We start from the raw sequence: 14149 nt of genomic DNA, 5'->3' as shown, positions 1-14149 counted from the left end.
GACGGCGCTGAAGCCGGCGGGTTGAAGCCCAAACCATAACCAAAGACTTGATTAATAGGAACTTAAACCATGGCTCAAGTAATTAACACCAACAGCCTCTCGCTGATCACCCAGAACAACATCAACAAAAACCAGTCTGCGCTTTCTTCTTCAATTGAGCGTCTGTCATCTGGTCTGCGTATCAACAGCGCAAAAGACGATGCAGCAGGTCAGGCAATCGCCAACCGCTTCCAGTCAAACATCAACGGCTTGACTCAGGCTGCTCGTAACGCCAACGACGGTATCTCTGCTGCGCAGACCACTGAAGGCGCACTTTCTGAAATCAACAACAACTTACAGCGTGTTCGTGAACTGACTGTACAGTCTCAGAACGGCACCAACAGCCAGTCTGACCTGGACTCAATCCAGGACGAAATCAAATCACGTCTGGACGAGATTGACCGCGTATCAGGTCAGACTACTTTCAACGGCGTGAACGTGCTGGCGAAAGATGGTTCTATGAAAATTCAGGTTGGTTCTAATGACGGTGAAACCATCACCATCGACCTGAAAAAGATCGATTCTTCAACTTTGGGCCTGACTGGCTTCAACGTGAACGGTTCTGGTTCAGTGGCTAACACTGCAGCTACTAAGGCAGATCTGGCAGCTGCTCAGCTGACTACTACAGCTGCTGGCGCTGCTATCGCTGCACCTACCGCAGATGCAAATGGCGTTACTAAGTACACTGTAAGCGCTGGTCTGAAAGAATCGACTGTTGCTAACGCATTTGCAGGCTTAAGCGATGGGGCAAAAGCTACCGCAGTGATTACTACTGGCTTCGACTCAGTAGCAGCTGACACCTATACCTACAGTAAAGATACGAATGACTTTACTTACACTGGAACCATCAATGCAGCTGATGCTACAACACAAAGCAATAGCGCTAAGCTTCAATCGTTCCTGACGCCTAAAGCGGGTGACACTGCGAGCTTAAGCGTAAAAATTGGTGGCACTTCAGTTGATGTTAACCTGGCGAGTGATGGTAAAATCACCGCTAAAGATGGCTCTGCGCTGTACATCGACTCTACTGGTAACCTGACTCAGAACAGCGGTGGTACATTACCTGCGGCTACCTTAGATGGTTTGACCAAAAACCATAGTGCTGCGGCTGACGGTGCAACTGCTGCCGTTGCTGTTCCTGTTGAAATTACCACTGCTGATGGTGCCACCATCAACATGGCAGGCGACATCGCTGCTATTGGTGAGCCTGCAACTGGTGTTGCTGGCGCTATCACTGTGACTGATGCACGCATTAGTGCTGATGCTCTGCAGTCGGCGACTAAAGGCGTTGCATACAGCATTGATACCAATGGCAACGGTGGCGCAGCAGACGATGGTGATATCTCTGTTGATGCGACTGGCAAAGTACAGCTTCGTGCAGCTGGTGCTTTCAGTGATGCTTACACCGCTGCGGACGGTTCACTGACTACCAGCAATGAACAGGAAATCTTCCTGCAGAAAGACGGATCTGTAACCAACGGTTCAGGCAAAGCTATCTACAAAGATGCTGCTGGCAAATTCACTACTGATGCTGCTACCACTGCTGCTACCACTGCAGACCCACTGGCCGCTCTGGACGACGCTATCAGCAGCATCGATAAGTTCCGTTCTTCACTGGGTGCGATTCAGAACCGTCTGGATTCAGCGGTAACTAACCTGAACAACACCACAACTAACCTGTCTGAAGCACAGTCTCGTATTCAGGATGCTGACTACGCGGTTGAAGTTTCAAACATGTCTAAAGCACAGATCATCCAGCAGGCGGGTAACTCAGTGTTGGCTAAAGCTAACCAGGTTCCACAGCAGGTTCTGTCTCTGCTGCAGGGCTAATCACTCTAAGCTCCTTGCTTATCAAACCTCGCTTCGGCGAGGTTTTTTTTATGGCTGCCATTTAGCAAATCGCACGACTCGCTGCGGCGCAATTTATTGCGCGAAGGAGGGAGCATTTGAGGATTACTTAACAAAATAGCGCGATAAATCGCGCCGCTACAAATAGGGTGGAAGAGTGGAATGATTGATATTAAAAATTAAATCCGGCTATACCCAATATCCCCTAAATCCGAACACCGTACCTTCGCCTCAAACTCCGTCGTCTTGCCATTATTTTCCAGCGAAAACGGCACCACAATATGCGTACTAGTCGCATTCAGCGTCGTCGGGTGAATATACAGCGAACCAATCTGCACCTGGAAGGTGCCAAAAAACGCCGGGTTAGCATGGTTCAGCAGGTCATCTTCTACCTGATTCTGCACGCGCTGATAATCAATATTCATACATGCAAGCTGATCCTGCTGAAAGCCAGTTTTCTTGGCATAAGCGTAAAAGCCTGCGGCACCCAATCCTAAAACCAGCAGTGAGAAAAGTTGACTGCCAAATTTGCTGTGCATCGTTTGATTTCCTTATTAGTGACACCGGAAATCATAATCAATGCAATTAGCCAGTTAATGGGTTCTGCCTATGGTTCGGACTGAATTAAGCGCGAACTGGCGCTTTACAAATAAAAAAGCCGCGATTGTGAATCGCGGCCTTTATCCATTTGTCAGGTAATTAGCGGTAGTTCACCGTCAAAATCCCTTCGCGTTTCGCATCGCTCAACCAATCCAGTTGCGCTTCAGAACGGCGGTTATTGAAGGCGATGGTCTGCACGTCTGAAGTGGACAGTGACTGCTGATGATACTCGCCTTGCTCGAAACAGCGGCTGGTGATCGCGGCTTGATTCACATTGATACGGCAGGCAGGTTGGTAGATCTCACCACTGAAGTGCACGCGGCCTTTTCCCACCACACCAAACTGCTCGCTGGCAGAAGCGGTGCTCGCTGCACCCATCAATAAAGCAAATACCGCAACCTTGCTGAGACTACCGATATTTTTCATCATTGTTCGCTTCCTTTTGCTCTACGTTGCCGTATCAAGATGTGCAATCCGGATTAGGATTTCTCCGAAGCTGCGTCATTAATGAGGAGCATAGCCTAACCGATTGATCTGCACAGCATACTTTGACTTAAGTAACCGATGTTTTTTTCGATCAATTATCAGTAATTAATTCGCATAAGCAATGAAGGGATAGTTGACTACCTTATCGCAAATTTTTTCAGGTTGAGGTTTTTTACCTGTACTTAACAGGGAGAGGGAGTCAGGAATGCTGCAAAAATGCTGAAGTGAGTGTGGATTAAAAAACGAGCGTTGAAATAGATTGAAAAAAAACCGCAGGATTTGGTGTGAAAAACTCACATTTTAATTGAATCGTATTTGATGGCGCTTAGCTTTCAGGACTTTTGGACGTAAAAATGGCGATAAGTTGCGCCGCTACCAAAGGTGTGGAAGGTGCAGTTAATAGGATGGAGGCAAGAGGTAGATTAAGAGGCGAACTAAAGCCGGTACGCATAATACCGGCTTTGAAGGAAACGCTGCGTTTTGAAAGCTACTTAAAGGTCACATCCACATTCGCAGACGCAGAGAAATCCCCAATCTTTGGGTTGCTGTTAAGCCAACGCAGGGTGGCAATAAAGTTATTCTGCACTACCTGACCGTTGGCATAGCCCAGCGCCACACTGGTGTTCATCGGGATAAAACTGTCCTGATTATTAGCAGTTGAGACCGAAATACCGAAGCCGCTGTCGGTGCTCGGCATAATAATATCCGTGCCGCTGGTCGGGTAAGTGGTACTAAAACTGGCGACGAACGTCTGTCCCTGACAATCTTGCCCCGCATTGGTCAGATTGGCGACGACCGCGAAAGGCACGCGTTTTTCAATCACGCCCGCGCTGGCATTACGTGATGGCAGGCTGCCGAAATTGACTGTCGAACCGTTATTTGAAGAGATATTGACCTGCGGTGAGCAGGAGATAAAACGGATATTGCCCAGGCCAGTAATAAAGGCGCGGAAGTTGCTGTCGGGTGTGCTGTTGAGCCCTAATACGCCATCCACCTGGAAGATCGCATATTGACCCGTGTTGGAAATTTTACCACTGGACGGTGGTGCGCTGCCGGTGGCTTTAATATAGATGGAGTAGTTTACCGTCACGGTTTGCGCCCGCGCCGGAGACTGACAGTAACTTCCGCTCCAGCTGTAAACTCTACGGCATACAGTACCTGGACCGACATCAGTTTTGGAATTCTTTACCGGTTTAATATCAATACTGTTATAAGTCACACCCACTTCTATCGAGGGATGGATAGACTGCATCTGGCTGAGCGGATCCCAATAAAGGAAAGCATCTTCTCCATTCGGATAGCCGTTAGTATCTTCGCAGCGAAAGGTCGAGGTGTAGTTCTGCGACCGCCACAGAATCGTCCCGGCTTTTAACGTGGCGGTAGAGACGGAAATTTCATTCTCAATTGGGATGATCTGGCGAATATTGCCGGATCCCGCTTCTTTGCAAGATAGGGCAAAACTGCTTTGAGAAAACAGGGCAGCACTAAGCGCCAGCAGCGTTAAACAGGCGCGCATCACGCCACGAAAATGAAGAAAAAGCATCAATACTTCCTTTTAATTGGGCGTGCAGCGCAGAGTAAATTCCTGATAACCTGCTTGCGAACCGTTCTCTAATTCCGGCAGCGCGATCCAGCAGTGTTCGTTATCTGAACTGCCCCAACGTAGTTGCAGGCGTTCACCGCTGGCAACCCCGGACACAAAGGTGCTGCCGTTGGTGCCGACCACGCCGAGGTTGCTGCCGTTTTGATTAAACACCGAAGCACCTATCGCCGGGACATCACCATCCGGTAACTGCGCATGAATCAGCGCACTTTTGCCGCTGCGAGTTTCAAAGGTCACGCGGCTGATGGCGCCATAGGTCGGCACCACGTCTTTGACGGCCAGAGGAATATCCAAATCGGCGCCGATATCATCGGTGCGCAGCGCCACACGGTTGTGGTGATAGGCGGTGGCCGAGGTCATCACCGCATAGCCGGAACGGTTGATCGCTACCCCCGGCTGATTCTCCAGACGGACGCCTTGCGCCTCTTTGGCTTCCACTAACACCACGGTGTTTTGCAGTGGCTGCGTCAGCGTTAAGCCGCCAGAATGCAGCAGTGCGCCGCCCGACAGATTAAGGTTGGTTTGTTGATAGGCATCGCTGTAGGTATAACCCAATTCAGCATTGCCCATGCTGCCCATGTAACCGACGTCGGCAGTGCTGGTCTGTCCGGCATGGCTGGCCTTACCGGTTTGCACATAATAGTTGAGGCGATTGTCATCCAGCAGGCTGCCGCTCAGACCGGTGTTATAGCTGCTGCCACTCTGTTTGCTGTCGGCCAGGTTAAAGGTGGCTGTGACCGGTTGGCTATCAAAGGCATTAAACGGCACCGAGAGCGTGAGGGATATGCTGCGATCGTGCTCGCCATAGTTGCTTTGCGTATCCTGCAGGAACACACTGTAATTCACTTTCCCCCAGCTGCTGTTAAGACCGGTTTGCAGCGTACGATCGCGGTTTTCAGAACCCCAATAGGTCTGATTGGTCATTGAGGCATACACCGATACCGGACCGATATGCTGATTAATGGTCAGTTCGAGACGTTGGCGTTTGTTGTTGTACTGGTTGGTGTAATAGGTGTTACGACGGGTATCTGCCCAGGACGGCACGCCGTTGGTCACTTCACTGGTATCGGTGTAGTCGTTGCGATAGCGACCATTTTCATAGTTGGCGCGCTCGGCCACCATATCGCTAAAATCGTAATAGCCCGAAGTGGAGTAGCGATAGCCCGCAATTTGCAGTTCAGTACCCAGGGTATTGAGTGATTTGGAATAGAGAAAACGGAAACTGGCACCCTGTTTCTGATCGCCGTTGGCTAAATCAGTTTTTGACCACGCGGTATCAAAAGATGCCGCGCCAAACATCCCCAGGCTTTTCCCCATTCCGAGCACCGCCGAGCTGTAGTGATCGGCAAACAGCACACCGCCATAAGGCGTAATCTCAAAAGGTAATCCGCGCGATAGCGTGGCTTGTACAAACTGAGGATGATAGGTAGTGGATCCATCCTGATAGCGGCCTAGCGTAAAGGCGTAATCCCAAATCCCTTCGCGCAGCATGTTCGCCACGGAAGAGAAGGGTACGGCATAGTGCTGTCGCGATCCGTCAGCTTCATAAATGGTGACCTGTAAGTCACCACTTAAGGTGCTGGGATAGACATCGTTCAGGGCAAATGGACCAGGTGCGACAGTTGCGCTGTAAACGGTATAGCCATTTTGCTGCACGTCAACGCGGGCATTGGTGCGTGCCACACCGCGAATCACCGGTGCATAGCCGCGCAGGCTGTCGGGCAGAATTTCGGACACGCTGGAGAGTTGCGCGCCCCGGAACTGGAAGCTATCAAACACACTGTTGCTGGTACTGCTTTGCCCGAGCAGTAAGCGAGAACGCCAGGCGATAATGTCGGTTTCAGCCCAGGTGGAAATCGGTGTCCAGTGGCTGCGCTCCCCACTCTGTTTCTGCCACGACGAGGTATTGCGTACGCGCCAGCGGCCAAGGTTCACGCCGCTGCGTGACGACAAATAATAATATTGGCTGCTGCTCTGGCTGCCGTTGTCATGAAGACGATTATCGGAGCTATTAAAGTTGTAATTGACGAAAGCAGCATTAATGCCGTTGTCATACACCAGCGGGGAAATCGCGCCTTTTGGCACGGGAATCAAAAATACCTGCGGAACCGAGAGATCAACGCGTTGCACTGCGGCGTCATAACTGACGCTGGCATCTTTAAAGGTATTGGCTAAATCAACGCAGCTTTCCGCAGAGGTTGTCGCCGCGAGATCGACACCATAAGCAATCAACTGCTCAGCGGATAAGCAAGGAGCAATGGCTTTTTCAGGCGAAGATTTGCGGAATTCAACATCACGATGGTCAACACGTTGCCCATTCAAATAGATGTCGAAGGGATAACTGCCCGGTAAAATATCATCGCCTGTTGCCAGTTCAGATACCGTTGCCGCGTCACCGTGAATAAAGGATGTGTTAAAAGCCTCTTCTGCTGAGGCAGAAAAGGCCTGAAGCAATGCAATGGTGAGAAGGGATAGCTTAACGGTATGATTGTTATTGGTTTTCATTAATCATGGTTTCGCGCTTTCATGCACCAAAGAAGAATTGCTGTGTGTCATCTTTCTTATAAAGCGTTTTGCTTTGCGGTACTGTTGCCGCCAAAGTCGTTGATATAACTTGCCTGCACACTGTTTGCTGATTCTGCGCCAGCGGGCAGTTTGATCGTCAATTTGCCGAAGGCATTCACCATATCCGCATTCACTTGCCACTGTTTGCCCGCTGCGTTTTTTACTTTCAGCACAGAGAAGGTGATGTTCAGTGGACCCGCGTTATCAACCACCAGCGTATCGTTTTGCTTATGCCATTTAAGATTTTCCACCTGTTGTTCCAACGAGGTGTTAAGACTGGCAGGACGATAAAACAGTTTGACTCGTGTGCGCACGGCGATCTGGAGCGTGTTGGCTTCTTTAGGCGCAGGGGGTATTTCCTGCACATTGACCCAAAGTACCGTTTCACGATCCTGCGGCAGACCTTGCCCTGCATAAATAAAACGCAGAATGGCTTCTTTATTGCCCGCGAGTTTTAAAACGGGGGGGATAACCTGAATCGGAATATCTTTAGGAGTTTTAGTGGCATCGCCGCGATCCAACCAGGTCTGCACCATGTAGGTGTCATTTTGGTCGTTACGGATGTCCAGTGAGGCAGATTTCGCATTACCGTTGTAAATAACGCGACTTTCATCAACCTGAATACCTGCAGCGGCGCTCGCAGAATAAACAAAGAGTACTGCTGCAAATAACTTTTTCATGTTTTCACTCACTGGACGACTGCCATCCCTGGCGATTGCTGATCTAAATTACTTGTATTCGATGGTGAAGCTTGAGCTGGCGTTGGCTTCGCCCGGCGTTACGGTTTGGTTGAACGATTTGTAACGCGCTTTCAGGTTAAATACCGCAGTACCGTTTGGTGTGGTGGTATTGCTGCTTGATGCTGTAACCCAGGCGGTGTTGTCATCAGCAGTCTGGTTAATTGGCAGCACTTTCTCGTTGTTATCCAGGATTTCGATACCGACACCCGTCGCTGCGCTGACTGCCAACAGGTTAGGATTGCCCGCTACAGTTGGGCCATCAAAACGCAGGGTGTAGCTGCCGCTGTCGCAGTTCGCCAGGTTGATGGAGAAGGCTTTCGAAGCGGTCACATCGCCAATTTTGCTGAAAGCGGTGGTAGGGTATTTACCGATGAAAACTTCTTTGTTGGCATCAGTTGAATTCACGGTACAGGTAGATTTCACGATGCTACCGGTGAATTTTACGGTGCCGTTGGTTGCGTGAGCGTTCATGGTCATCAGAACCAGTGCAGCTGAAGCCAGAGGCAAAAGAATCTTTTTCATCAGGTACTACTCCAAAGTGGGAATTCAGTTGATTTTTGTTATCCCGATTCCGACTTCGCTGCATTCAATCAGCGCGTGGCCAGTGATTCGTGATAGTCATTAGGAAAACTCTTAACTGCCGATGACTATAAATTTCTGGCCCTGCGTGATTGATAGTTGTTAACACTTAATTTTCAAAAAACTATCGGTATAAACATTTTTAGTTTGTTTACATTTGCGATAAGCACAAATTCAACTAATCCTTTCAAGTCTTAAAATGCTGGTAAAAATTGAATTAAATGAATATTAACAATGCTTTGCGTTCTTATTGTGGCTGGATTTGTAAAGCTCGGTTAACGAGTTCGCTGTAAGCGTTTGATATCGAGGATCAGTTCCATCAGCACTTCTTCAATGCGACGAGTCAAAACAACGCTAGGTTTGGCGAAGGCGCAAGAGAGCGAGAAGTAGTTTGACTGAGCACTGTCGGGATCAAAATGCGTGATTTCTTTCAAATTGAGCAAGGTCAAATCAACAGGGTACTGGCCGTAATTTTGCAGGTTTAACACCATGCTCTTAAGCAACATGCCAGGTTTGGTCAGCGTTGGCAGTGTGCCAGAACAAATTAATTGCACGCCTCGTAACGAAAGATCTTTTATCGCCATCCGGTGAACATAGCCATCACGAAAACGCCCTTCGCAAATAAAACCGAACTGGTCTGGGATCGTCACACGAACGCTGCTGCGGCGTTGTGTTATAGCAATTTCAGAAGGAAAAGAAAAAGTCAGGCGATGGAGCGTAGCTGATCGCGCAATCAGTTGAGAATTAAATGCAATTTTCTCAGTAGTACCCTGAATCACCATGATAAAGGGGCTATCAAGCGCAACTTCATCGAGTTCGGCGATGATCTGAAAACCACTTAAGTCGAGCTCGATAAAATTACTGCTGATAATTTTACCATCATGGATAAATTCAACGCTGGCATTGCGTTTTTTTGCCTCGCGCAGCATTGCCAGTATTTCATAGCGATCGGATTTCGTGACTTCCTTGTAACTCGCGTTGTCCATAATTGCATCTGTCCTTAACCAACAGCCAAGGGGAAACCTGACCGAGTGGCAGGTTAACCTTATGATTTAAAGTTATAATTAGATTGCTTCCGTGTTTTCTCAGTGAGAGGGGAGAATACAGGTTGCGTAGCAGTGACGAATAGATATACGCAATTGAACATGCTCCGGAATTAACCAGCCGGTAGCGATTCAATGGCTAAAAATACCCATGAAATTATGGTTCAAGAGGTTTCGTCCTGCGGGTCTTCTTTTTTAAAATGCCTGTGCAGTGTCTGCAATGTCAATTGAAAACGTAAAGGAATTGTATTCTACCTACTAATATTAGTAGGTGGTGCAGAAGTTTATCCCATCAGTTTTTGATGAGTTTTAAGTAGAGTGGCATCCTGTCAGAGCGCGTGGTTATTGAGTTTTGTTGCGAATCCTAAAGCATGAAAGTTTATCATGGTTAACATTTGAAGTTGTTTAGACTGTTACAAGAAGCACTTTTTGTTAAACCTGTTTTTGCGCAGTTAGCGTTAGAATCCGGAAAAATTTAATTAAATGGACTTTGTGATGGGGAAGAAACTATTTATTCCTTTGCTGGCTGTTGCCGGCTTCGGATTGGCATTCGCGAGTTATAGTGGTTGGGACCAGAATAACCAGGTTCAGCAAGATCGATTAACGTGCCCATTAATCAAGCCAGAACAAATTGTGGGTAGCGTTGAACGCGACCTATTGAATAAACCGGCTGAAGCCTTTTTTCATAAAAGTCGGATTACTATCGGCGCTCTGCATATCGATAGCGAAAGCATTCAACTTGAGCAGGGGACGCATTATTCAGTGTTTTTCACCATAACAGGAAGAATGGTGAGGAAGTATGTGGCGTCAGTAAGATGTTCAGATTTAAATGATATTTCTTATAATGAATTATAATTATATTTAACTTTCTATTTATTTTAGGGCAAGGCTGCACCTGTGCGTGATATAGAATTAACCCGATCTTATTTTTATCAGGATGAGATTTTAAATACTGAATTGCATTTTTATATCCATCACGTAGTAATACATTTTCAATCTAATGTTTTTTTATTGACGCCCCCTGAAAAAGGGAAATTAAAAAATACATTACTCATCGCAGATGGGCCGCGATGGCGTAAACTGTCTTTCGTGTGGCTTGATGAAATAACGAGTATTTTTAAGGTGTTAAGCTTCACTCCGCAAACCAAATCTGCCATGCTTGCACAGAAGCGCAGCCTAAAAATGATCCATCAGAATGGCACCGATGTTGACTACTCTCTGCCCAGGTTAGGATCACTGGTGGAGAAAACACTTATTACTAACAACACTTTGCTTACCTGCAATCATAGAGGTAGTCAGGTAACGCATTCTTCAGGGCATTGGCTTACTGTTAACTATCACGGTGAAGTCGAATATGGTTTACGGCGATTTAACCAAAGTATTAAGTGCCTTGGCAATCCGCTTAAAAATTTTACCGAAAACGGCAAAGTGAATCAGCACAACAGCGGTCTGGATTTTATAACTCTGGCTGCAATGATGAATTCACATTATTCATTCAATCAAATGAATGATTTTCAGCGTGTGCAGAAGTCAGATTCCGATCGTTATCTCGCCAGACATCATGATGTGCTCGATCTGGCGGCAAATCTGTTATAAATGACATTTCATTAACTTCACAGGGCGTGATCAATGAAAATTCTTCCTCTGGCTGTTTTGCTACTCGCGGGTTGTGCACCCATTAAACATCCCCGCAACCACGTTGATAGGCCTCCTATGCCCGTGGTGACCGATCTCAAAAGCTACTATTACGCCGTTACCTTTGCTATCCAGACCCAGTTTTTTGACGCCGACCATTACATCGGCAAAACCTGTCAGATAGACATTGATTTGGACGATAAAGGGCAACTGAGCGGCTTACATATGCGCACCGGTGATTTATCGCTCTGTACCGAAGCGTTGTATGCGGCTAAGCATGCTGAACTGCCGGCGCCGCCTTCGGCAGAAGTGCATGAGAAGACCAAACATATGGTGATCATGTTTGCCCCGCAGTGATTATTCCTGCATTAAACCAAATTTGATTTCATCAGCGATGATGATTTCCCCCAGCACCCTATAAGCCAAAAAAAGTAACCAACCTGTTACAGTCCCACCTAAAAATGCCGATAACTTCCCCAGAATCATTCCAATTTTTTCGCACGATTTTTTTCTGTTTCTGGGGTGTCTATGCGCTTCAATTATGACTTGTTACCGGGTGAGCTACTGACCTTCGAAGAGATCGCGTTGCGCTATGCGCAGCAGCATCCTGATGAGAAAGAACTCACCGCCCGCGGGTTGCTGAGCCCGTCGACCAGTTTTCGCAATTTGGTGATCCGCGCGGTATTCGCGCAGGAGGAGATTAACAGTCCGTTGGAGGATCTGCTGTTCGTCTCTGACGATAACGAGCGCAAAAACTATCTGCGCCGTTTTGAGCACTATCTCAAAAGCCAACAAGCTTTCCTTTATTTCCGCCGTAACGATGAAATAAAGAAGGAAGGGCGCTGGAAGGTGGTGGGTGAAACCCAGGTGTACGCCATGCTGGATCCGAATTCGGCAGAAGCGCAGAACCTGCTCACCAGTCGGGGCTTCAAGCTGGTGTTGATGCGACAGACGGAAGAGGAGGAGTACTGGCAGCTGTTCGATCCCCATGCGCACCCTTGCTTCCCACTGTCGCGCAAAATTCAGTTTCTGGTGGTGCTGAGTACGCCGCAGCATAAAGTGCCGACGGCGGTGATGCCAGGCACAGAAGTCGGGCGGCGCGTAAAAGCGAAAGTGTTCCAGCGTGCCAGTCAGGCAGAGTTTAATTCAGCCGTTAAAGCGCGCTATGGCGCCTGTATTATTACCGGCACGCAGCTTACGGAACGTCACAGCTGGCCGTGGGTGGAGGCCTGCTATATCGATACCCAGGAAAATGAAGAAGGTTTTCTTGCCGATAACAGCGTCGATAACGGCTTGTTCCTGCGCAGTGACTTACAGCGATTGTTTATCAATAAAATGATAAGTATCGACGCGGAATCCGGGCAGGTGATGTTTAATCCGCTGCTCGAAACTGAAGCGCCGATAAGCGATTTTTATCAGGCACTTGATGGTAAAACCTGTGCATTATGGGACGCGGTGCCGCCTGGCACGCGGCAACGGCTGCGCAATCTACGCTAGCGGCTTCGCCTATGGCGGTGCATTCCACCGCCATCCATAACAAATTTGAAATAACCTCGCTTTTGCCCGCCTATTCTGCCAATCGAAACCCCTACAGAATTGGATAATCATGCCGATAACTTTATTAACGCAGGGTAGTCACCGTGAACGATCTCTATACGCCCGAAGGCGTGATGGATAAACATTCGCTCTGGCAGCGCTACGTTCCTCTGGTGCGACACGAAGCGTTGCGCTTGCAGGTACGTCTGCCAGCCAGCGTTGAGCTTGACGATCTGCTGCAGGCCGGTGGCATTGGTTTATTAAATGCCGTGGAGCGCTACGATGCGCTGCAAGGCACCGCCTTTACCACTTATGCCGTGCAGCGTATCCGGGGCGCAATGCTGGATGAACTGCGCAGCCGCGACTGGGCACCTCGCAGCGTGCGTCGTAATGCGCGCGAAGTGGCCGGTGCGATGCATCAGGTAGAACAAGCGTTGGGGCGCTCGGCTACTGAGCAGGAAGTGGCTGAACAGTTGAATGTTTCGCTGGAAGAGTATCGGCAGATTCTGCTCGATACCAATAACAGCCAACTCTTCTCCTACGACGAGTATCGGGAAGAACACGGTGACAGTGCGGAGCTGGTGACGGAGGGGCATGAAGAAGCCAACCCGCTTCATCAGTTATTGGAAGGAAACCTGCGTGATCGCGTGATTGAAGCCATCGAGGCATTGCCCGATCGTGAAAAATTAGTGCTCACACTGTACTACCAGGAAGAACTGAACCTGAAAGAGATTGGCGCAGTGCTGGAAGTGGGGGAATCCCGCGTCAGTCAACTGCACAGTCAGGCGATTAAACGCCTGCGTGCCCGGTTAGCGGGGGCGCGCTGACAGACTCAGTACCTGGCATCGAAAAAATAAAAATACCGGGGACTCAGCAATGGGAGCCAAAGCCAAAGCCAGACCTTTAAGTCGTTATCTTAAAGACTATAAACACAGCCAAAGCAACTGTTCACATTGTGGCAAAGTTTTAGATCGTATGGCGTTAGTGTTTCGTGGACAGATCATCAATAAAGAGGCCATCGCGCGGATGGACCAGATGATTGATGACCAGGTATGGATGAAACTCCAGCCGGAACTGACCGCGTTATGTCGTTTCTGCAGCGATATTTTTTGTAATACCCATCCTAATTACTTCGATATTATGGCGTTCAAACAGTATCTGTTTGAGCAGACCGAGATGAGTCACAGCACCATTCGCGAGTATGTGGTGCGGCTGCGTCGTCTTGATGACATGCTGAAAGCGAAAAATTTCCCGGCCGACAGATTACGGGGCAACAGCTGGCATGAATGTCTGGAAAACGATTTGCCGGATGCGGGTAACAACAATTACCGCATCGCACTGCGTAAATATGACCAGTTTTTAGGCTGGCAGCAGGGCTGATTGTGATCCTGCCCTTGTTGTTGCTGAGCATAGCAGCAACAGGGGCCGCACTCGCAGAATTCCGGGTGCGACTTTTCTCATCTTCTGCAACACTG

Annotated in this window: 14 protein-coding genes; 7 read left to right on the top strand and 7 right to left on the bottom strand. The window is 48.5% G+C overall.

Translation table 11 applies throughout. From position 1 onward, the window contains the following. Window positions 1–69 precede the first annotated feature (69 nt). A complete protein-coding gene (locus AC6I8L_RS11460; protein WP_058959871.1) occupies window positions 70–1869 on the top strand; it encodes a FliC/FljB family flagellin in 1800 nt (599 codons plus the stop codon). A 197-nt stretch (window positions 1870–2066) separates the two neighbouring features. Here AC6I8L_RS11460 and AC6I8L_RS11455 read toward each other — a convergent pair whose 3' ends face one another. The 7 genes from AC6I8L_RS11455 to AC6I8L_RS11425 all read right to left on the bottom strand — a co-directional run bounded on the left by AC6I8L_RS11455 (window position 2067) and on the right by AC6I8L_RS11425 (window position 9446). Further along, the gene (locus AC6I8L_RS11455) at window positions 2067–2426 is read right to left on the bottom strand and encodes a hypothetical protein (RefSeq protein ID WP_058959870.1); all 360 of its coding nucleotides are present in this window, start codon (window positions 2424–2426) and stop codon (window positions 2067–2069) included. A gap of 160 nt (window positions 2427–2586) precedes the next feature. After that, window positions 2587–2916 carry a YmdA family protein gene (locus tag AC6I8L_RS11450; protein WP_058959869.1) on the bottom strand — a complete coding sequence of 110 codons (330 nt, stop codon included), beginning with the start codon at window positions 2914–2916 and terminating at the stop codon, window positions 2587–2589. A 544-nt stretch (window positions 2917–3460) separates the two neighbouring features. Further along, a complete protein-coding gene (locus tag AC6I8L_RS11445) occupies window positions 3461–4516 on the bottom strand; it encodes a fimbrial protein (RefSeq protein WP_058959868.1) in 1056 nt (351 codons plus the stop codon). 12 nt (window positions 4517–4528) lie between these two features. Then, window positions 4529–7081 carry a fimbria/pilus outer membrane usher protein gene (locus AC6I8L_RS11440; protein ID WP_082678103.1) on the bottom strand — a complete coding sequence of 851 codons (2553 nt, stop codon included), beginning with the start codon at window positions 7079–7081 and terminating at the stop codon, window positions 4529–4531. A gap of 56 nt (window positions 7082–7137) precedes the next feature. Next, window positions 7138–7821 carry a fimbrial biogenesis chaperone gene (locus tag AC6I8L_RS11435; RefSeq protein ID WP_058959867.1) on the bottom strand — a complete coding sequence of 228 codons (684 nt, stop codon included), beginning with the start codon at window positions 7819–7821 and terminating at the stop codon, window positions 7138–7140. Window positions 7822–7869: 48 nt separating this feature from the next. After that, window positions 7870–8403 carry a fimbrial protein gene (locus AC6I8L_RS11430; RefSeq protein WP_058959866.1) on the bottom strand — a complete coding sequence of 178 codons (534 nt, stop codon included), beginning with the start codon at window positions 8401–8403 and terminating at the stop codon, window positions 7870–7872. 332 nt (window positions 8404–8735) lie between these two features. Then, the gene (locus tag AC6I8L_RS11425; protein WP_479402565.1) at window positions 8736–9446 is read right to left on the bottom strand and encodes a PilZ domain-containing protein; all 711 of its coding nucleotides are present in this window, start codon (window positions 9444–9446) and stop codon (window positions 8736–8738) included. 540 nt (window positions 9447–9986) lie between these two features. Here AC6I8L_RS11425 and AC6I8L_RS11420 point away from each other — a divergent pair. The 6 genes from AC6I8L_RS11420 (at window position 9987) to fliZ (ending at window position 14054) form a co-directional block, all read left to right on the top strand. Continuing rightward, complete coding sequence (locus AC6I8L_RS11420) at window positions 9987–10358, top strand: hypothetical protein (RefSeq protein ID WP_058959863.1); 372 nt, start codon at window positions 9987–9989, stop codon at window positions 10356–10358. Between the two features lie 42 nt (window positions 10359–10400). Then, on the top strand, window positions 10401–11099 hold the full coding sequence (locus tag AC6I8L_RS11415; RefSeq protein WP_058959862.1) for a hypothetical protein: 699 nt from the start codon (window positions 10401–10403) through the stop codon (window positions 11097–11099). A 33-nt stretch (window positions 11100–11132) separates the two neighbouring features. Next, window positions 11133–11495: a cell envelope integrity TolA C-terminal domain-containing protein gene (locus tag AC6I8L_RS11410; RefSeq protein WP_082678102.1), complete on the top strand. Its 363-nt coding sequence runs from the start codon at window positions 11133–11135 to the stop codon at window positions 11493–11495. Between the two features lie 171 nt (window positions 11496–11666). Continuing rightward, a complete protein-coding gene (locus AC6I8L_RS11405) occupies window positions 11667–12635 on the top strand; it encodes an HNH endonuclease signature motif containing protein (RefSeq protein ID WP_045834049.1) in 969 nt (322 codons plus the stop codon). Between the two features lie 143 nt (window positions 12636–12778). Further along, on the top strand, window positions 12779–13501 hold the full coding sequence (locus tag AC6I8L_RS11400) for an RNA polymerase sigma factor FliA (protein WP_058959860.1): 723 nt from the start codon (window positions 12779–12781) through the stop codon (window positions 13499–13501). Between the two features lie 49 nt (window positions 13502–13550). Next, entirely contained in the window at window positions 13551–14054 is a 504-nt protein-coding gene (gene fliZ / locus AC6I8L_RS11395) for a flagella biosynthesis regulatory protein FliZ (RefSeq protein ID WP_034824353.1), read from the top strand. Window positions 14055–14149: the final 95 nt, after the last annotated feature.

It is taken from the genome of Type-E symbiont of Plautia stali (assembly GCF_059731115.1).
Note: the sequence above shows the minus strand (reverse complement) of the source record. Positions and strands in the feature narration are given on the sequence as shown.